Consider the following 19,649-nt stretch of genomic DNA (forward strand, 5'->3'; position numbering starts at 1 on the left):
TCAGACCTCCGCGAGCTTCTCGACCCGGATGGCCGCGGCCTTGTATTCGGCGGTCCCGGCGATCGGGCAGGTCGCTTCGATGGTGATGACGTTGACGTCGACCTCGTCCGGGAAGTGGAAGGTCATGAACGCCAGCCCCGGTTTCAGGCCCTTGTCGAGCCGGACCGGTGCGACGATCTCGCCGCGCCGCGAGGAGATCCGGACCAGTTCGTCGGGTTCGACGCCGAGCGAGCGGGCGTCCTCCGGGCAGAGGTCGAGGGTCTCGCCCCGCCGCAGCGGCGACGGGAACCCGCCGGACTGGACGCCGGTGTTGTAGGAGTCCAGGCGCCGTCCGGTGGTGAGCCGGATGGGGAACTCCTCGGTGAGCAGGTCGACCGGCGGGCTGTGCTCGATGACCGTGAACGGCGCCGGGCGGCCGCGCTCGGCCGGGTCGCCGGCCCACAGCCGGCCGTGCAGGAACGTCGGTTCGAGGGTGTCCTCGGAGTAGCACGGCCACTGGATGCCGCCGAGTTCTTCCAGCCGCGCGTAGGACATCCCGGCGTGCATCGGCGACAGCGAACGCAGCTCGTCCCAGACGTCTTGGCCGCCGGTGTAGTGCCAGTCGTGGCCGAGCCGGCGGGCCAGTTCCGACAGCAGCTCGATGTCGTCGCGCGCGCCCTCCGGCGGCTCGAGGGCCTTGCGAACGCGCTGGACCCGGCGTTCGGAGTTGGTGAACGTGCCGTCGCTTTCGCACCAGGCCGCCGAGGCGGGCAGCACGACGTCGGCCAGCTGCGCGGTCTTGGTCAGGAAGATGTCCTGGACGACCAGGTGGTCCACGGTGGACAGCCGGTCGACCGTGTGCTCGCAGTCCGCTTCGGACTGGACGGGGTTCTCGCCGATGATGTACACGCACGTCAGGTCGCCGCGTTCCATCGCTTCGAGCATCTGGGTGAGATTGAGGCCCTGGTGCGGCGGGATCGCCGAGCCCCACGCCGCGTCGAACTTCGCCCGGACGCCGGCGTCGAGGACGTCCTGGAAGCCCGGCAGCCGGTCCGGGATGGCGCCCATGTCGCCGCCGCCCTGGACGTTGTTCTGGCCGCGCAGCGGGTTCAGGCCGGCTCCGTAGCGGCCGACCTGCCCGGCCAGCAGCGCGAGGTTGATCAGGGAAAGGACGTTGTCGGTGCCGTTGTGGTGCTCGGTGATGCCCAGGGTCCACGACAGCTGCGCGCGGTCGGCGCGGGCGTAGGCGTGGGCCAGTTCGCGGATCAGCTCGGCCGGCACGCCGGTGGTCTTCTCGGCGACCTCCAGGGTCCACGGTTCGACCGAGGCGGCGAACTCGGCGAACCCCTCGGTGGCGCGCTCGACGAACGTCGTGTTGGCGAGCCCGGAATGGATGATCTCCCGGGCGATCGCGTGGGCCAGCGGGATGTCGGTGCCGACTTCCAGCTGCAGCTGCCGGTGCGCCCAGCTCGCGGTGCTCGTCCGCCGCGGGTCCACGACGAACAGCTTCGCTCCCTTGTGGACGGCCTTCAGCACGTGCTGGAAGAAGATCGGGTGCGCTTCGCGGGGGTTGCCGCCCCAGATGACGATGACGTCGGCGTCCTCGATCTCCTGGTACGACGAGGTCCCGCCGCCGCTGTCGAACACCCGGGCCAGCCCGGCGACGCTCGGCGCGTGGCAGGTGCGGTTGCACGAGTCGACGTTGTTCGTGCCGATCACCGCACGGGTGAACTTCTGGGCGACGAAGTTCAGCTCGTTGGTCGCCCGGGCGCACGAGAACATCCCGAACGCCTCGGGTCCCTGGGTCTCCAGGGTGCGGCGGATCCCGGCGGCGGCCCGGTCGAGGGCTTCCTCCCAGGTGGCCGGCCGCAGCACACCGGAGTCGCGCACCAGGGGCTGGGTGAGCCGGACGTACGGCTCGGTGTTCCTGCGCTTCACGGGCACCTCCGGTTCAGTGCGCCCCAACGGGGACTTTGCTGGTGTGGTCGAGCAGCGAGATGGCGGCGTGGACGTGCCGCAGGGCCGGCGCGGGCACGCCGGTGAGGCCCGCCAGCTCGACGACCGCGCCGATGATGGCGTCGATCTCGAGGGGCTTGCCCGCTTCGAGGTCCTGCAGCATCGACGTCTTGTGGTGGCCGACGCGCCAGGCGCCGTCGATGCGCTTCTCGACCGAGACGCCGGGGTCGCTGCCCGCCGCACGGGCGATTTCGAGGGTCTCGGTCATCATCGTGGCGACGAGCGCGCGCGTGTCGTCGTGCTCGCACATCTGGGCCATGGTTGCCCGGGTCAGCGCCGAGAGCGGGTTGAAGGCGACGTTGCCCATCAGCTTGATCCAGATGTCGTCGCGCAGCCGGGGTTCGACGGGGGCCTTCAGCCCGCCGGCGATCATCGCCGCGCTCAGCACCTTGCAGCGCGCGGAGATCTCGCCGTCCGGCTCGCCGAGGGAGAAGCGGGTGCCTTCCAGGTGCCGGATCACGCCCGGTTCCTCGACGACCGTGGAGCAGTAGACGACGCAGCCGATCGCGCGCCGCAGCTCGAGCACGGCGGTCACCGAGCCGCCCGGGTCGACGGTCTCGACCCGCCTGCCCTCGAGCGGATGTCCCGCCAGGCCGTGGAAGTACCACCACGGGATGCCGTTCTGCGCCGCGACGATCGCGGTGTCCGGGCCGAGCAGCGGCGCGAGCAGCGGCCCGCACGAAGCGTAGGAGTTGGCTTTCAGGCCCAGGAACACGAAGTCGGCCGGGCCGACGTCGGCCGGGTCGTCCGTGACGTGCGGGTGCGCGGTGAAGTCGCCGCGGGGGCTGAGCACGCGGACGCCGTGCTCGCGCATCGCGGCGAGGTGCGCGCGCCGCGCGATCAGGTGCACCTCGGTCCCGCCGCGGTGCAGCGCGGCCCCGACGTAGGCACCGATCGCCCCGGCCCCGAGAACAGCCACCTTCATGATGTGCCTCCGAGTTCGGTCCAACACGTGATTGCATACAGTATCCTGGATCCGGTTTGGAGACCAGGTTTTTGAGTCCGGAGCCGACGTGAAACTCCCTGCAGGGTGAGCCTCTGGGATTTTGCATACCAAAACCTGTATCCTGGACAGCGGTCGTCGCGTTCCTCTCCCTTTCGAGGTGTCCCATGAGCCAGCCCGCTTCTCCCCTCCCCGACCGCGGCCCGACCGGTCGCCGCACGGCCAAGGGCTCGCTCAGCTCGACCGCCGCCAAGCGCGTCGAACGGCCCGCGCCGCTGCGGCAGGTCGTCTACGAGGCCCTCGCCGAGCTGATCATCAACCGCACCCTCGAACCTGGGCAGCACCTGGTCGAAGCCGATCTGGCCGAGTACCTCGGCGTGAGCCGGCAGCCGGTGCGCGAAGCCCTGCAGCGCCTGCAGAGCGAAGGCTGGGTCGACCTCCGGCCCGCCCAGGGCGCGTTCGTGCACCTGCCGACCGACGAGGAGGCCGACCAGCTGCTGAGCGTCCGCAGCGTGCTGGAGACGCATTCGGCGAAGCTCGCCGCCGGAAACGCGACGGCCGACGACGTCGAACAGCTCTGGGAGCTGCAGAAAGCGGGCATCACGGCCCTGAGGGCCGAGGACACCGAGGGCCTGGTCGCGGCCAACGCCGCGCTCCACGCGTTCATCACGCAGCTGTCGGGGAACGCCGTGCTGGCGGAGCTGATCGGTCTCGTCGACCGGCGGGTCCGTTGGTACTACACGCCGATTGCCCGGCCTCGCGGAAAGGACGCGTGGAACGAGCACGACGAGCTGATCAACGCGATCTCGCGGGGAAACGCCGAGGCCGCGGAGAAGATCATGGCCAACCACACCGAACGGACCCGCCAGGCCTACCACGAACGTCCGGAGGCTCCCCGATCCTGATGGCAGCAGGACCGGGGAGCGGGTACCGGATCAGCCGCCCGCCGCGGCGGAAGGCCGCGCCACCAGCTCGGTTTCGGCGAGCTGGTGGCGTGTCCGGCCGGGCTGGCGCAGGAACAGCGTCAGCACCGCGGACAGGAGCGCGATGCACCCGGCGAGGATGTACGCGCCGGTGTAGCCCCACGCGCTGATGACGCCCGCGGCGAGCCCGCCGCCGCCGACGCCGCCGACCAGTTTCGCGCTGTAGACCAGGCCGTAGTTCGACGCGTTGTTGTTCTCGCCGAAGTAGTCCGGCACGAGCGCGGCGAACAGCGGGTAGAACGCGCCGCCACCGAACCCGGTCAGGAACGCGAACACCATGAACAGCACCAGGTTGTGCGTGTTGCCGGCGTACAGCACGCCGAACTGCGCGCCGGCCGCGATCACCAGCACCAGCGTGAGCGTCTGCCGTCGGCCGAGCTTGTCCGACGCCCAGCCGACGACCGCGCGGCCGGTGCCGTTCACGATGGCGAGCACGCCGGCCGAGGACGCGGCGACGAACGCGCCGAAGTGGCTTTCCTTCGCGAAGGGCACCTGGAAGTTGATGCCGAACAGCGAAACCCCGCCGATGATCACCAGGCACACCCACATCAGCGGGAGCATGCCGGTCCGGATCGCCTCCATCGGCGTGAACTGGCGGACGGCGGGCGGGTTCTTCGCCAGGCTCTTGACCCCGGTCTTGCCCTTCGCCCAGGAGATCGGGTCGACCTCCTTCGGCCACCAGCTCTTCGGCGGGTCCTTGAAGAGGAACCCGCAGACGCCGACGACGACCAGCATGTACAGGCCGATGCCGTCGAGCACCCCGGTGACGTTTTCGTGCCCGAGGAACGCGCTGAACAGGTAGATGAACGGCACCGAGCCGTAGGCGAAGCCGCCGTTCACGAACCCGGTCCGCGCGCCGCGCTTCTCCGGGTACCACTTGCCGACCATGTTGATGCAGGTCGCGTACACGAGCCCGGCGCCGGTGCCGCCGAGCACCGAGTACCCGATGAACGCCAGCGTGAGGTTCCCGCTGTGGGCGATGGTGAAGTAGCCGATGCCGCTGAACACCGCGCCGAGCAGCATCGCCGTCTTCGCCGAGACGACGTTGCGTTCCCGGAGGCGCCCGGCCGGGAACGCCACCCCGGCCTGGAACACCGCCCAGATGCTCGCGAGCCAGAACGCGTCGGAGAGCGTCCAGCCGTACTTCTCTTCGAGGGTGCCCTCGACGGCGCCCCAGCCGTACTCGAACACGCTGACCGCCATCATGGCGATCCAGGGCAGCCAGACCATCCAGCTGCGTGAGCGCCCCATGATGTCCTGCGGCGACTCGCCTACCCGGTAGATTCTTCCGTTCTCGTCGACTATCTCCTGGTATGTGGCTGCGGTCATGAAAGTTCTCCTTCGTCACCGTTGACTCAGGTTCGAAAGCAGACCCGCGGCCCGCGCCCAACGATACTTCGCGCCGAGCACTGCCACGGGCTTCTCGGTGGTGTACGGGTACGCGACGACGCCGCGGTCGTACAAGTAGTCACTCGCCTCCTCGACTTCGACGTCACCGGACAGGGACGCGACAACGGGCTTACGGATCCCTTTGGCGCGATACTCTTCGACCACTTCGGACACCAGTTCGGCGAACACCATCGGCGGAGTGACGATGGTGTGCCAGTAGCCCAGGATCAGGGCGTGGATGCGGTCGTCCTCGAGGCCCAGCGCGATGGTGTTGCGGTAGGTCGAGGGCGGCTCGCCGCCGGTGATGTCGACGGGGTTGCCCGCCGCGCCGAAGGGCGGAATGAACTTCCGGAACGCGGTGTCGAGGTCCGGCGGGATCTCCATCAGGCTCAGGCCGTTGTCGACGCAGGCGTCCGACAGCAGCACGCCCGAGCCGCCGGCGCCGGTGATGATGACGACGTTCTCGCCCTTCGGCGTGGGCAGCAGCGGGATGCCGCGGGCGTACTCGAGCATGTCGTTCAGCCCGGGCGCCCGGATCACGCCGCTCTGGCGGAGGATGTCGTCGTAGACCTTGTCGTCGCCGGCCAGCGCGCCGGTGTGCGAGCCGGCCGCCTTGGCGCCCTGCGCCGTCCGCCCGGCCTTCAGGACCACGACGGGCTTGCGCTTCGAGACCCGCTGGGCCGTCTCCGCGAACGACCGGCCGTCCTTGAGGTCTTCGAGGTGCATCGCGACGAGCTGGGTGTTGTCGTCCTGCTCGAAGAAGGTCAGCAGGTCGTCCTCGTCGAGGTCGGCCTTGTTGCCGACGCCGACGATCGAGGACACGCCCATCTTCGCCGAGCGGCTGAAGCCGAGGATCGCCATCCCGATTCCGCCGCTCTGCGACGACAGCGCCACGCCGCCCTTGACGTCGTACGGCGTGCAGAACGTCGCCGACAGGTGTTCCGGCGTGTAGTAGTAGCCGTAGATGTTCGGCCCCAGGATCCGGACGCCGTGCTCGCGAGCGATCGCGACGACCTCGTCCTGCAGCTCGATGTTGCCGGTCTCGCCGAAGCCGGACGGGATGAGGATCGCGCCCGCCACGCCCTTGCGGCCGGCCTCCTCCAGCGCCGCGGGGACGAACTTCGCCGGGATGGCGAAGACCGCGACGTCGACGTCGCCGGGGACATCGGTGATGCTGGCGTAGGCCTTGCGGTCGAGGATCTCGGCGGCCTTGGGGTTGATCGGGTGGATCTCCCCCGCGTAGCCGCCGTCGACCAGGTTCTTCATCACCGAGTTGCCGATCTTGCCGGCCTCGGCCGAGGCGCCGATCACCGCGACCGACGCCGGTTTCATGATCCGGTTCATCGACGCGAGGATCTCCTCCTGGGTGAACCGGTGCGGCTCCTTCGCCGCGTCCGGGTCGACCAGGATCCGGACGTCGACCGCCGTGGCGCCGGACGCCGTGGCGAGCACCGGATTGAGGTCCACTTCGGACAGCTGCGGGAAGTCGGTGACCAGGTCCCCCAGGCCGGTGATCACGGCGGCGAGGGCGTCCCGGTCGACCGGATCCGATCCGCGGACACCCTTCAGGATTTCCGCCGCCTGGATACCGTCGACCATCGACAGCGCTTCCTCGGTGGACGTCGGCGCGAGCCGGAAGGTGACGTCCTTGAGCACTTCGACCAGGACACCGCCGAGGCCGAAGGCGACGACCTTGCCGAAGGTCGGGTCGGTGACCGAGCCGATGATCACCTCCTGCCCTTCGGTGAGCATCTGCTGCACCTGGACGCCGAGCACGCGCGCGTCGGCGTTGTAGGCCTTCGCGTTCTCGACGATCGTCGTGAACCCCGCCTTGACCGCCTCCGCGTCCCGCAGACCGACGAGCACGCCGCCGGCCTCGGTCTTGTGCAGGATGTCCGGCGAGACGATCTTGAGCACCACCGGCAGCCCGATGGCTTCCGCGTGCGTCACGGCTTCGGCGGCCGTGGTCGCCAGCCGCTCGGCCGGGGTCGGGATGCCGTAGGCCTCGCAGACCGCACGCCCCTCGGGCGCGGTCAGCGAGGACCGGCCTTCGGCCGCCGCCTCGGCGAGGATCTTCTCGACCGCCGCGCGATCCCCCACTCAGATCACCCCCGCGGCGCGGAACTTGTCCAGCTCGGCTTCGCTGTAGCCGAGTTCGGCCAGTACCTCGTCGTTGTGCTCGCCGAGCAGCGGCGACCGTTCGATCTCGACCGGCGAGTCGGACAGCTTCAGCGGGCAGCCGACGGTCTTGAAGCTGCCGCGTTCGGGGTGCGCGACCTCGACGACCGAGCCGAGCTCGGCCAGGGTCTCGTCCTCGATCAGCTCCCTGGTGGACAGGATCGGGCCGCAGGGAATGTTGTGGGCGTTCAGCTTCTCCATCACCTCCCACTTGGTGTGCTTCTCGGTCCACTCCTCCACGAGGGCGAACATCTTGTCCAGTTTGGACAGCCGGACCTCCGGGGTGGCCCAGGCCGGATCCTCGGCCAGCTCCTCCTTGCCGATCAGCCGGGCGAGCGGGGCCCAGCCGGGTGGCTGGACGATCACGTAGATGTAGTCGTTCGGCCCGCCGGGCGCGCACTTCACCGCCCAGCCGGGCTGGCCGCCGCCGGAGGCGTTGCCCGACCGCGGGACCTCGTCGCCGAACTGGTCGTTCGGGTACTCCCCGAGCGGGCCGTGCGCCAGCCGCTGCTGGTCGCGCAGCTTGACGCGGCACAGGTTGAGCACGGCGTCCTGCATGGCGACCGCGACCCGCTGGCCGCGGCCGGTGGAGGTCCGCTGGTACAGCGCGGCGAGGATCGCGGCCACGAGGTGGATGCCGGTGCCGGAGTCGCCGATCTGCGCGCCCGTCGCGGTCGGCGGGCCGTCTTCGAACCCGGTGGTGCTCATCGCGCCGCCCATGGCCTGCGCGATCACCTCGTAGGCCTTGAAGCCGGCGTAGCGGCCCGGGCCGAAGCCCTTGATGGAGGCGTAGATCAGCCGGGGGTTGAGCGCCGCGAGCTTCTCCCATGGGTAGCCGAACCGATCGACCACACCCGGGCCGAAGTTCTCGACCAGGACGTCCACTCCGGACACGAGCTTCTCGAAGACCTCCTTGCCCTCGTCGCTCTTCATGTTGAGCGTGATGCTGCGCTTGTTGGCGTTCAGCATCGTGAAGTAGAGGCTGTCGACACCGGGGAGATCGCGCAGCTGCCCGCGTGTGATGTCACCCCGGCCGGGGGTTTCGAGCTTGATCACGTCCGCGCCGAGCCAGGCGAGCAGCTGCGTCGAGGACGGTCCGGACTGCACGTGCGTCATGTCGAGGACGCGGACGCCCTCCAGTGCCTTACCCATGCCTTGGCCTCCGCTCACTTGTACATGGTCTGGTTCATGGTTCCGGGGGCGTACACGTCGGGATCGACCCAGACGTTGATCAGCGACGGCTTGCCGGACTCCCGCGCGCGCCGCAGCGCCGGCCCGATGTCCGCCGGGTCGCGGACTTCTTCGCCGTGGCCGCCGAGCATCCGCGCGAACTCGTCGTAGCGGACGTCGCCGAGGGTGTTGCCGACGCGCTCGCGCGGCAGGCCGTACTTCGCGGCCTGCCCGTAGCGGATCTGGTTCATCGAGGAGTTGTTGCCGACGATCCCGACGAACGGCAGGTCGAACCGCACGAGGGTTTCGAAGTCCCAGCCGGTGAGGCTGAAGGCGCCGTCGCCGAAGAGGGCGACGACCTCCTTGTCCGGGCGCGCGTGCTTGGCGGCCAGGACGAAGGGGATGCCGACGCCGAGCGTCCCGAGTGGACCGGGGTCCATCCAGTGGCCGGGCGACTTGGGCTGCACGACCTGGCCGGAGAAGGTGACGATGTCGCCGCCGTCGCCGATGTAGATCGAGTCCTCGGTGAGGAACTCGTTGATCTCGTGGACCAGCCGGTACGGGTGGATCGGGCTCGCGTCCGAGTGCTGCAGCGGCAGCCGCTTCCGCTTCGCCTTCTCCTCCACGGCCTGGAGTTCTTCGAGCCAGGTTTTGCGACCGACAGCGCCGTTGTCGCCGCGGCCGGACGCGGCCTCGGCCACCGCGGCCAGCACCTGGCCGGCGTCGCCGACGATGCCGAGGTCGACGTCCCGGTTCTTGCCGACCGTGCGGTAGTCGAGGTCGATCTGGACGACGGTGGCGTCCTGGGACAGCCGCTTGCCGTAGCCCATCCGGAAGTCGAACGGGGTCCCGACGATGACGATGACGTCGGCGTTGTCGAAGGCGTAGCGGCGGGAGAGCTGGAAGTGGTGCGGATCGCCCGGCGGGAGCGTGCCGCGGCCGGCACCGTTCATGTACGCCGGGATGTTGAGTGTGCGCACCAGGTCCACGGCCGGTTCGGTCGCGCGCGTCGTCCAGACCTGGCTGCCGAGCAGGATGGCCGGCTTCTTCGCGTGCACCAGCAGGTCCGCGAGCTTCTCGACGTCGGCGGGGTCGCCGGCGTTCTTCGTCGACGCGCGGTAGCGGCCGGCTTCGGGGATGCGTGCCTGCGCCAGGGGCACGCGCGCGTCGAGGACGTCGCGCGGGATCTCCAGGAACGACGGGCCGGGCGCGCCGGCGTAGGCCTCGCGGAACGCCATGCTCACGAGGTCGGCGACGCGCGCGGTGTGCGGCACGGTGGCGGCGAACTTGGTGATCGGCGTCATCATGTCCACGTGCGGGAGGTCCTGCAGCGACCCCATCTTGTGCTGCGTGAGCGCGCCCTGGCCGCCGATGAGCAGCATCGGGCTCTCCGCGCGCAACGCGTTCGCCACGCCGGTGACGGCGTCGGTGGTGCCGGGCCCGGCGGTGACCACCGCGCAGCCGGGCTTACCGGTGATCCGCGCGTAGCCGTCGGCCGCGTGGGCCGCGACCTGCTCGTGCCGGACGTCGATGACCTGGATGCCCTCGTCGACGCAGCCGTCGTAGATGTCGATGATGTGGCCGCCGCAGAGGGTGAAGATCGTGTCGACCCCTTCGGCCTTCAGCGCCTTCGCCACGAGGTGGCCACCCGAGATCTCGGCGGGCGCGGGCTCGGCGCCGTTCGTCGCCGCGGCACTCTCCCCCGCGGTGGTGCCGGTCGTTGTCAGCGCCATTGCTCAACTCCTCTGGTCCGCCGCCGGATCTCTCTTGTCCGGCGGTCCGTACTCCGGTCCGCTCGGTGCCGCCGCTCGCGTCCATCGAGGTCAGCGGCCTCTTCACGGCAGACTGTAGATTGCATACCGTATGGGGTAGGCATATAGTCACTCTTCAAGCAGCCCGTGTCCAGGGCCATCCGCAGGGTTTTTCCGGCACTCGGAGCCGGCCCCCGCGGACCACCACTCCACGCCCTTCGCCCTGCCCCGCCGCGGAAAGGACGCCCCCGCATGGACCTCTTCGAACACGAAGCCCGCGAGCTCTTCGAGAAGCACGGTGTGCCGGTCCCCCGCGGCCGGGTCGCCGCCGACCCCGCGTCGGCCCGGGCCGCGGCCGCGTCCCTGGACGGCCCCGTCGTGGTCAAGGCCCAGGTGAAGACCGGCGGCCGCGGCAAGGCGGGCGGTGTCCGCGTGGTGCGGACCGCCGACGACGCCGAACAGGCCGCCGACGACATCCTCGGCATGGACATCAAGGGCCACACCGTGCACCGCGTCCTGGTGACCGAAGCGAGCGAAATCGCCGAGGAGTACTACTTGTCCTTCTTGCTGGACCGCGCCGGGCGCACGTTCCTCGCCATGGCGTCGACCGAAGGCGGGATGGAGATCGAGGAGGTCGCGGCGTCCCGGCCGGACGCCCTCGTCCGCGTTCCGGTCGACCCCCTGGTCGGAGTCGACGCCGCGGCTGTCGCCGCCGCGTTCCCCGCCGACGTCCGCGACGAGGTCGCCGGCGTCGTCGAAAAGCTGTGGGACGTGTTCGTCGCCGAGGACTGCACGCTGGTCGAAGTGAACCCGCTGGCCGGCACCTCGACCGGGATCCTCGCCCTGGACGGCAAGATCACCCTGGACGACAACGCGTTGTTCCGCCGGTCCGTGACCTTCGACGATACTTCGGACGGCCATCCCCTGGAGCGGGAAGCGCGGTCGAAGGGCCTCAACTACGTGAAGCTCGACGGCGACATCGGCGTCATCGGCAACGGCGCCGGTCTGGTGATGTCCACTTTGGACGTCGTGGCGGCGGCCGCCGCGGAGGCGGGCGCGCGCGGCCCGGCGAACTTCCTCGACATCGGCGGCGGGGCGTCGGCGCAGGTGATGGCCGACGGGCTGACGGTGATCCTCGGCGACCCGCAGGTGCGCAGCGTGTTCGTCAACGTCTTCGGCGGCATCACCGCGTGCGACGCCGTCGCGACCGGGATCGTCCGGTCGCTGGAGATCCTGGGCTCCCGGGCCACCAAGCCGCTGGTCGTCCGGCTCGACGGCAACAACGTCACCGAAGGCAGGCGGATCCTCGCCGACGCCGCCCATCCCCTGGTCACCGTGGTGGCCACCATGGACGACGCCGCCCGCGAGGCGGCGAAGCTCGCGATCGCGGAGGTCTGAACCGTGGCCATCTTCCTGGACGAGAACAGCCGGGTCGTCGTTTCCGGCATCACCGGCTCCGAAGGGGCCAAGCACACGCGGCGGATGCTGGCGGCGGGCACGAACGTCGTCGGCGGCGTCAACCCGCGCAAAGCCGGGCAGCACGTCTCGATCGGCTCGGCCGACCTTCCCGTGTTCGGCAGCGTCGCGGAATCGATGGCGTCGACCGGAGCCGACGTCTGCGTGCTGTTCGTGCCGCCACCGTTCGCCGCCGACGCCGTGGTCGAAGCGGTCGACGCCGGCATCGGGCTCGCGGTGGTGATCACCGAGGGCGTCCCGGTGCACGACACCGCCCGGCTGTGGTCCCACGCCGTCGCGGCGGGCGGCCGCACCCGGATCATCGGGCCGAACTGCCCGGGCATCATCTCCCCCGGCAAGTCGAACGCGGGCATCATCCCGGCCGACATCACCGGCCCGGGCCGGATCGGGCTGGTGTCCAAGTCCGGCACGCTGACCTACCAGCTCATGCACGAACTGCGCGACATCGGGTTCTCGACGTGCGTCGGCATCGGTGGCGACCCGATCATCGGCACGACGCACATCGACGCCGTCGAAGCGTTCGAAAAGGACCCGGAGACGGACCTGATCGTGCTGATCGGCGAAATCGGCGGCGACGCGGAGGAGCGCGCCGCGGAGTTCGTGCGGGCCACCGTGTCGAAGCCGGTCGTCGGGTACGTCGCGGGCTTCACGGCGCCGGAAGGCAAGACGATGGGCCACGCGGGCGCGATCGTCTCCGGTTCCGCGGGGACGGCGGCGGCGAAGAAGGAAGCGCTGGAAGCGGCGGGCATCCGGGTCGGGCGCACCCCGAGCGAGACGGCGGCGCTGGCCCGCGAGGCACTGGGATGACCTCGGCGACGGTCACCGCCCCGGTCCGGGACGACCGGACCGGGGCGCTCGAAGAGGTGCCGTGATGGAGCTGCGCCAGCTGGCGGTGGTGGTCGCGGTCGCGGAGGAGGGCGGCTTCACCGCGGCCGCGCACCGGTTGCGGACGGTCCAGTCGACGGTGTCCACAGTGGTCCGCGCGCTGGAGCGAGACCTGGGGGCACCGTTGTTCCACCGCACGACGCACCGGGTGGAGCTGACGCCCGCCGGCGAGGCGTTCCTGCCCGCCGCGCGCGCGGCGCTGGAGGCGGCCGCCCGCGCGCGGGCGGCCGTGGCACCGGTATGCGGGCACGTCCGGCTGGGCGTGTGCCCGGGGCTGCTGGCGGACTGGCACCGGGTCTTGGCCACGCTGCGGCACGTGCACCCGGGGCTCGCGGTGGAGGTCCGGCAGGTTCCGGCCTGCGCCGGGCCGGAAGCCGTGGCGGAGTCCACTGTGGACGCGGTGCTGACGTTGGTCGCTCCGGGCCTCCGCCCGAGCGTCCCGCCATCGGACGATGCCCCTCGTTCGAGTGCCGCGGCGGTCGCGTGCGACCGCCGGTCGGACGATTCCACCCCTTCGAGCACCGTCCCGGCGACGCGCGACGTCGAGCCGGGACTGGCCGTCACCCCCTTCGCGTGCGAAGAACTCGTCCTCGCCACCGCGCCCGGCGGGTCGCCCTCGGCGCCCGCCGATCTGTCCGAGCTGTCCCTCGTGGACTTCCCGGCCGGCTGGGCCGTCCGCGAGGCCGTCGACCGCGCCTTCCCCCGCCGCCGGCATTCGCTCGAAACCGACGATCTCGCCGTCGCCGCCGGACTGGTCCGAGCCGGGCTCGCCGCGTGCGTGCTGCCCGCCTCGGCCGCCGCGCGGTTTCCCGACCTGACCGTCCGGCGGTTCGACCGGCCGCCGGATTGGCAGCTGGGCGTCGTGCACCGGAGCGACCTCTCCCCCGCGGTCGCCGCGGTGCTCGCTCAGCTCGGCTGAAGACCGAGCCGGTCGGGTCGCGTGTAGACGTTCATCGACGTCCCGCGCAGGAACCCCACCAGCGTCAGCCCCAGTTCGGCCGCCAGGTCCACCGCCAGCGACGACGGCGCGGAAACGGCCGCCAGCAACGGGATCCCGGCCATCACCGCCTTCTGCACCAGCTCGAACGACGCCCGCCCGCTCACCATCAGCGCCGTCCCCGACAGCGGCAGCCTGCCTTCACGGGTCGCCCAGCCGACCACCTTGTCGACCGCGTTGTGCCGGCCGACGTCCTCGCGCAGGCACAGCAGCTTGCCGTCGGCGTCGAAGAGCCCCGCGGCGTGGAGCCCGCCGGTCCGGTCGAAGACCCGTTGCGCCGCGCGGAGTTCGTCCGGCAGCCCGGCGAGCGTCGCCGGGTCGGTGCCGAACGGGTCCGCGGCCACCGGCCACGTCACCGTCGTCCGGACGGCGTCCAGGCTCGCCTTGCCGCAGAGCCCGCACGAGGACGTCGTGTAGAAGTTGCGCTCCAGCGACGCGTCCGGCGGCGCGACGCCCGGCGCGAGCACGACGTCCAGGACGTTGTAGGTGTTGCCGCCGCCGGCCGTGGCGCCGGCGCAGTAGCGGATCGAGTGGATGTCCGCGGCGGCCCGCACCACGCCCTCGCCGACCAGGAACCCGGCGGCGAGGTCGAAGTCGTCACCGGGGGTCCGCATCGTGATGGACAGCGCTTTCCCGGCCACCCGGATTTCCAGGGGTTCTTCGACGGTCAGCGTGTCCGGCCGCGCGGTGTGCCCGCCGTCGTGGACGCGCACCACGCGGCGCCGGCTCGTCATCCGCCCCACGTCAGGCCGCCGGCAGCAGCGACTTGGGCCGGCCCGGCTGGGTCAGCCGCCCGGACAGCACCGCGCCGGTCAGGCTCAGCACTCCCGCCGCGGAGAAGGCGCCGACGAAGCCGTGCGACGTCACGACGAACGCCGCGAGCCCGATCCCGACCACCGCGCCGACGGCCTTGGCCGAGTAGAGGATCCCGAAGTTCTGCGCGGCCGACTCCTCGCCGAAGTACTCGCGAACCAGGCCGACGAGCAGGGTGTAGCAGCAGCCGTTGCCGAGCCCGGCGAGCGCGACGCCCAGCAACAACCCGGCAGCGTGCCGGTGTTCGCCCGAATAGAAGAGGACGAACTGCGCGACCCCGCCCGCGAGCAGCGCGAACCGCAGGATCCGGTGCCGGCCGAGCCGGTCGGCGAGCCTGCCGATCGACACCCGGCCGCTGCCGGTCGCCGCGGCGAGCAGCGCCAGCGCGGCCGCGGCGAGCCCGGGCCCGCTGCGCTCGGCGACGAACGTCGCGAGGTAGGCGAGGTCGAACAGCAGCACCGCGGCCGCGAGCACGACGACGAGGTACAGCGCGGGGGTCGTCCCGCACCGGAACAGTTCCGCGGGCCGGTAGTGCCGGACGGCCGGGCGCCGGTTGTGCGCCCGGTCGAGGGCCCACGCGCGCGGCTCGGTCGTCGCGGGCCACCAGTGCCGCGGCGGGTACCGCAGGAGCAGGGCGCAGCCGGCGATCACGACGAGGACGACGGCCGCGGTGACGTCGAGGAGCACCGGACGCGCGGCCGGCAGGGCGACGGCGAGGACGACGAAGGGCACGCTGCCGTAGGCGAACGCGCCGCTGACGATGCCCGCGCTGGGCGCGGTGCGGTCCGGGAACCAGGCGAGGACCGCTCCGACGCAGGTCGCGTAGACCAGGCCGGTGCCGAGGCCGCCGAGGACGGAGTAGCCGAGGAAGACGGTGAGCAGGCTGGTCGCGTGGCCGAGCGTCACGAGCCCGGCGGCGCAGAGCACGGCGCCCGCGGCCATCGCCGCGGGCGCGGGGAGCAGGCCGCGTTCGCGCAGCCACGCCGTCGGAAATGCGGCCCCGGCCTGGCAGATCGCCCACCCCGCGAGCGAGAGCGCGATGACGCCGAACGTCCAGCCGTGCGCCCGGGTCAGGGTGGGGACGAGCGCGCCGAAGCCGTACTGCTGCACCCCGGCGGCCAGCATCGCCGCGCCGGCCAGCCAGGTGATCCAGGTCCGCGGCCGGCCGAGCAGCTCCCGGTCGGACTCGCCGACGCGGTACCGCCGTCCGTAGACGTCCCGGAGCTCACGGACCTCGGCCATCGTGACCGCCTCCTCGGAACTCTCGACTGACGATTGTATGCAGTATGGAGTAGTCCGAGTGTGCGCTCGTTGTGGTCGATTGTCTACAGGTTGCGCCTGATCGGGCTGGGAAAGCGCTTCGCGGCGAAGGTGGGCTGAGGTTGCCGGTTCGGGGGCGGACCTGATGGCGGCCAGTTCGAAGCCGGCGTGAAGGCCGGTTCGCAAGGCGGACTTGAAGGCGGCCAGCTCGAAGCCGGCGCGACGGCCGGTTCGGAAGGCGGCCAGCTCGAAGCTGACCTGAAGGCCGGTTCGCAGGCCGGAAGGCGGCCCGGTGGCCATCGAGGGAGGAGGCGGCCACCGGGCCGTGCTCCGACGCGGTACCGGCCGCGCGGAGCACCTGACAGTCTGGCGATCGGAGCCACCCTCCGACAAGCTTTACCGGCGGGGAAATGTCGGCGTGCCGTGGCTTTTTCGCACGGGGGCAACGGCGTGTGACTTCCGGCTACGCAGCGGTCCGGGATCGGGCGAAGATCCACACGCGACGGAGGCAGCCGGGTGTCGGATCAGACCGGGTGGGACGGTCGTGGCCGGAGGGTCATGTCACCTGCGACCGTGCGGCCCGTCCGGCGGCAGGTGAGCCTTGCACGGCCTTGACCTTGCGCCGTTTCAGCTTCGCGCCGACTCAGCCGCACGCTGGTTTCGTCTCGCGCGGGCTTTGCCTCGCGCCGACACAGCCGCGCGCCACCTTGATCCGCGCCGGCTTTGGCCTTGCACCGGTTTCGCCGCGCGCGGGCCCAGCCGCACACCAGATCGCAACGCGCCAGCCCAGCCGCACGCCAATTTTGAGCGCGCCGGCGTGGCCCTGCGCCAGCGCGGCTTCCGGTCAGCTTGGCCGCGTGCCCCACCGCGGACCCGGCCTGATGGCCCCATTTCGCGCGCCGGGAGCTCCCCTGCTCCGGGCGCGCGAAACCGGCCGGACCCCACCAGCCCACTTCACGCGCTTACGCGCGGCGGGACCGCGGGGCTGCTCCTTCTCCGGCAACCGGTTCCCGGCGTCAGGACTTCTTGCGCGTCGCGCGCTTGCGGGCCGGCTTCGCCTCGGCCGGCTCCGCGGCCGCCGCCTGGTCGGCTTCGAAGCCCGCGATGATCTCGCTCGACAGGCGGCCTCGCTCGGCCACCTCGTAGCCGTTCGCCTGGGCCCACTCGCGGATCTGGCGGTTGCGCTCGCGGTCCGTGCCCGAGCCGGAAGAGCCCGACAGCGACTGGCCGGTCGCGAGGCGCACCTTGCGGCCGCCGGTCCGCCGCGCCGCGGCGACGTAGCGGGCGAGTTCGTCACGCAGCGCCGAAGCGTTGTCCTCGGACAGGTCGATTTCGTACGTCACCCCGTCGAGGCTGAAGGGGACGGTCTGCGAAGCCTCGCTCCCGTCGAGGTCGTCCACCATCTCGACGTGCACCCGTTGCGCCATGGTTCGTCGTTCCTCATCTTCTCCAGAACACGGTCGGACAGACCCTAACCTGTCGAATCCCGTCCGGCACGCGCGACACCCGTGAAGCGTCCACAATGGCCGCCCGGGCGACCGCGTCGCCCCCGTCCAGAGTGACCGCAACCGAGCCGGAATGCGCGCCGTCTTGTCGAATATTTGTTTTTGTGATATGCTTGAAATCAAATCGGTACCGTAGCCGCATGACCACCACCGACTTTCCCGGTATTGCTCCCCGCGCCAGCCGCACCGCCTTCACGGCGGCCGCCGCGCGCGCGGCACATTTGCTCGTCGACGCCGCGCCTGTCATCTTCTCCGACACCCTCGCCGCGTCGCTCCTCGGCGACCGCGCGGCAGAACTCCTGGCTTATCACCACGACCACGGCTCGCATCCCGTCCTGGCCGGCGCCCGCGGGCAGGCGGTGTGCCGCAGCCGGTTCACCGAAGAGCGGCTACTCCGCGGCAATTCCGGTATAGACCAGTATGTGATTCTCGGCGCCGGGCTGGATTCGTTCGCCTATCGGAGCGTACCCGGACGATTCCGGGTGTTCGAGGTCGACACGGCGGCGACCCAGGCCGTCAAACGGGAACTGCTCGAGCGGGCCGGCGTCGCCGTACCCGCTTCGGTCACCTTCGTCCCGGTCGACTTCGAAGCCGATCCGCTCCGGGAACGGCTCGTCCAGAGTGGACTGGACCCGTTTCGCCCCGTGTTCGTGAGCTGGCTCGGTGTCACCGTCTACCTGACCCGGGAGGCGATTCTCGCCACATTGACGGATCTCGGCGGTTTCGCACCCGGATCGGAAATCGTGACCGATCACCTGGTTCCCGCGGAACTGCGGGACGCGGCGGGAAACGGCTACGCCGAAGCCGTCGCGCCGGTCGCCGCGGAACAGGGCGAGCCGTGGCGCACGTTCCTCTCCCCCGCGGCCATGGCCGGCCTGCTGCGCGACGCCGGCTTCGAAGTCGTCGAACAGGCGGGCCAGCGCGAGAGCGTGCCCGCGCGGCTGTGGAACCGCACCGACGCGCTGCGCCCCGCCGCGCTTTCCGCACTGGCCCACGCCCGCATTCCCGGGCGGCCGTGAATCCGGCCGGTTTCCGGCGTCAATCCGGCAGCAGCGGCACTTCGAGGTCGTCCGGGCGGCCCAGCAGGATCGCCCGGGTGACCGCCGCCTTGCCGAAACGGTCCCGCACCGCGTCCAGTGCCGTGTCGAGCTGCGTCGCCCGCTGGCGCTCGAACGGCAGCGCCGGCTGGAACGGGTTTTCGTCGGCCAGGTTCGACAGCGTCGCCCCGAGCAGCGTGAGGCCGCGATCGGCGATCATCGGCAGCGCGGCCACGAGCAGCTCGCGCGCCGCGGCGAGCAGCACGCCGGTGCCCGCGGTCGGGTCGGTGAGCGTGTGCGAGCGCGTGACCCTGGTGAAATCGGCGAAGCGCAGGCGGATCGTCACCGTCCGGCAGACGCGGCGGGCGGCGCGCAGCCGGCGGGCGATCCGGTCGATCAGCGCCACCAGCACCACGTCGAGCTCCGCCGTGGTCCGCCTGCCGCGCCCGAGAGCCCGCTGGGCGCCGATCGACCGGCGGCGCCGGCCGACCTCGACGCGGCGGGGGTCCCGGTTGTGCGCCAGGTCGTGCAGGTGCCCGCCGGCCGCGCGGCCCAGCATGCCCACCAGGTCGACCGGCTCGGACGCGGCCAGCTGACCCACCGTCGTGATGCCCCGCGCGCGCAGCTTCTCGGCGGTGACCTTGCCGACGCCCCACAGCGCGCCGACCGGCAGCGGGTGCAGGAACTCCAGCTCCCCGTCGTGCGGGACGACGAGCAGACCGTCCGGTTTCGCGACGCGGCTGGCGACCTTCGCGAGGAACTTCGTCCGCGCAACCCCTACCGTGATCGGCAACCCGGCGCGCTCGGCGACGGTCGCGCGCAGCCGTTCGGCGATGTGACTGGGCCGTCCGCCGATCCTCGTCAACCCCCCGACGTCCAAGAAGGCTTCGTCGATCGAGAGGCCTTCCACCCACGGCGTGGTGTCGTGGAAGACGTCGAAGACGACCTTGCTCGCGGCCGAGTAGGCCGACATCCGCGGCGGCACGACGACGGCGTGCGGGCACAGGCGCCGGGCCTGCGCGCCACCCATCGCGGTCCGCACGCCATAGGCCTTGGCCTCGTAACTCGCGGCCAGGACGACCCCGCCGCCAACGATCACCGGGCGCCCCTTCAGCGCCGGGTCGTCGCGCTGTTCGACCGACGCGTAGAACGAGTCGAGGTCGGCGTGCAGGATGGGCCCCTCGGGGACGGTCATAGAACATATGTTCGCATAAAGCCGGGCCAAAGTCCGCACGTCCGCCCGCCGCGGAACCCCTGCCGTCGGCCG

General features: G+C 71.1%; 15 protein-coding genes. 5 read left to right on the forward strand and 10 right to left on the reverse strand.

Annotated elements, in window-relative coordinates; translation table 11 throughout:
- The gene (locus ACWEVP_RS33780) at positions 1 to 1,917 is read right to left on the reverse strand and encodes a molybdopterin oxidoreductase family protein (protein WP_452066627.1); all 1,917 of its coding nucleotides are present in this window, start codon (positions 1,915 to 1,917) and stop codon (positions 1 to 3) included.
- A gap of 13 nt (positions 1,918 to 1,930) precedes the next feature.
- A complete protein-coding gene (locus ACWEVP_RS33785; protein ID WP_452066628.1) occupies positions 1,931 to 2,920 on the reverse strand; it encodes a 2-dehydropantoate 2-reductase in 990 nt (329 codons plus the stop codon).
- A gap of 185 nt (positions 2,921 to 3,105) precedes the next feature.
- Between ACWEVP_RS33785 and ACWEVP_RS33790 the strand changes: the two genes are divergently transcribed.
- Positions 3,106 to 3,843 carry a GntR family transcriptional regulator gene (locus ACWEVP_RS33790; protein WP_452066629.1) on the forward strand — a complete coding sequence of 246 codons (738 nt, stop codon included), beginning with the start codon at positions 3,106 to 3,108 and terminating at the stop codon, positions 3,841 to 3,843.
- Positions 3,844 to 3,873: 30 nt separating this feature from the next.
- Here ACWEVP_RS33790 and ACWEVP_RS33795 read toward each other — a convergent pair whose 3' ends face one another.
- From ACWEVP_RS33795 to ACWEVP_RS33810, 4 genes are read right to left on the reverse strand one after another with little or no spacing between them, the layout of a single operon-like run.
- Positions 3,874 to 5,250 (reverse strand): OFA family MFS transporter, encoded by a 1,377-nt coding sequence (locus tag ACWEVP_RS33795; protein ID WP_452066630.1) that lies wholly within the window; start codon positions 5,248 to 5,250, stop codon positions 3,874 to 3,876.
- Between the two features lie 15 nt (positions 5,251 to 5,265).
- Positions 5,266 to 7,410, reverse strand: coding sequence for an acetate--CoA ligase family protein (locus tag ACWEVP_RS33800; RefSeq protein ID WP_452066631.1), 2,145 nt, complete (start codon positions 7,408 to 7,410; stop codon positions 5,266 to 5,268).
- Positions 7,411 to 8,640: a formyl-CoA transferase gene (gene frc, locus ACWEVP_RS33805; protein ID WP_452066632.1), complete on the reverse strand. Its 1,230-nt coding sequence runs from the start codon at positions 8,638 to 8,640 to the stop codon at positions 7,411 to 7,413.
- Between the two features lie 14 nt (positions 8,641 to 8,654).
- Entirely contained in the window at positions 8,655 to 10,391 is a 1,737-nt protein-coding gene (locus ACWEVP_RS33810) for a thiamine pyrophosphate-binding protein (protein WP_452066633.1), read from the reverse strand.
- 270 nt (positions 10,392 to 10,661) lie between these two features.
- Between ACWEVP_RS33810 and sucC the strand changes: the two genes are divergently transcribed.
- The 3 genes from sucC (at position 10,662) to ACWEVP_RS33825 (ending at position 13,689) form a co-directional block, all read left to right on the forward strand.
- Positions 10,662 to 11,807, forward strand: a complete 1,146-nt coding sequence (gene sucC, locus ACWEVP_RS33815; protein ID WP_452066634.1) for an ADP-forming succinate--CoA ligase subunit beta — start codon at positions 10,662 to 10,664, stop codon at positions 11,805 to 11,807.
- Positions 11,808 to 11,810: 3 nt separating this feature from the next.
- Entirely contained in the window at positions 11,811 to 12,692 is an 882-nt protein-coding gene (sucD, locus tag ACWEVP_RS33820) for a succinate--CoA ligase subunit alpha (RefSeq protein WP_452066635.1), read from the forward strand.
- A gap of 64 nt (positions 12,693 to 12,756) precedes the next feature.
- A complete protein-coding gene (locus ACWEVP_RS33825) occupies positions 12,757 to 13,689 on the forward strand; it encodes a LysR family transcriptional regulator (RefSeq protein ID WP_452066636.1) in 933 nt (310 codons plus the stop codon).
- Here ACWEVP_RS33825 and fdhD read toward each other — a convergent pair.
- The 3 genes from fdhD to ACWEVP_RS33840 form a co-directional block, all read right to left on the reverse strand.
- Entirely contained in the window at positions 13,677 to 14,510 is an 834-nt protein-coding gene (fdhD, locus tag ACWEVP_RS33830; protein ID WP_452066637.1) for a formate dehydrogenase accessory sulfurtransferase FdhD, read from the reverse strand. The genes ACWEVP_RS33825 and fdhD overlap by 13 nt on opposite strands.
- A 1-nt stretch (position 14,511) precedes the next feature.
- On the reverse strand, positions 14,512 to 15,822 hold the full coding sequence (locus ACWEVP_RS33835) for an OFA family MFS transporter (protein WP_452066638.1): 1,311 nt from the start codon (positions 15,820 to 15,822) through the stop codon (positions 14,512 to 14,514).
- 1,034 nt (positions 15,823 to 16,856) lie between these two features.
- Positions 16,857 to 17,267 carry a histone-like nucleoid-structuring protein Lsr2 gene (locus ACWEVP_RS33840; RefSeq protein ID WP_452066639.1) on the reverse strand — a complete coding sequence of 137 codons (411 nt, stop codon included), beginning with the start codon at positions 17,265 to 17,267 and terminating at the stop codon, positions 16,857 to 16,859.
- A gap of 218 nt (positions 17,268 to 17,485) precedes the next feature.
- Between ACWEVP_RS33840 and ACWEVP_RS33845 the strand changes: the two genes are divergently transcribed.
- Positions 17,486 to 18,364, forward strand: a complete 879-nt coding sequence (locus ACWEVP_RS33845; RefSeq protein WP_452066640.1) for a class I SAM-dependent methyltransferase — start codon at positions 17,486 to 17,488, stop codon at positions 18,362 to 18,364.
- Between the two features lie 19 nt (positions 18,365 to 18,383).
- Here the strand turns inward: ACWEVP_RS33845 and dinB are convergent, their stop codons facing one another.
- Positions 18,384 to 19,577, reverse strand: coding sequence for a DNA polymerase IV (dinB, locus tag ACWEVP_RS33850; protein WP_452066641.1), 1,194 nt, complete (start codon positions 19,575 to 19,577; stop codon positions 18,384 to 18,386).
- Positions 19,578 to 19,649 lie beyond the last annotated feature (72 nt).

Source organism: Amycolatopsis sp. NPDC003865 (assembly GCF_053605345.1).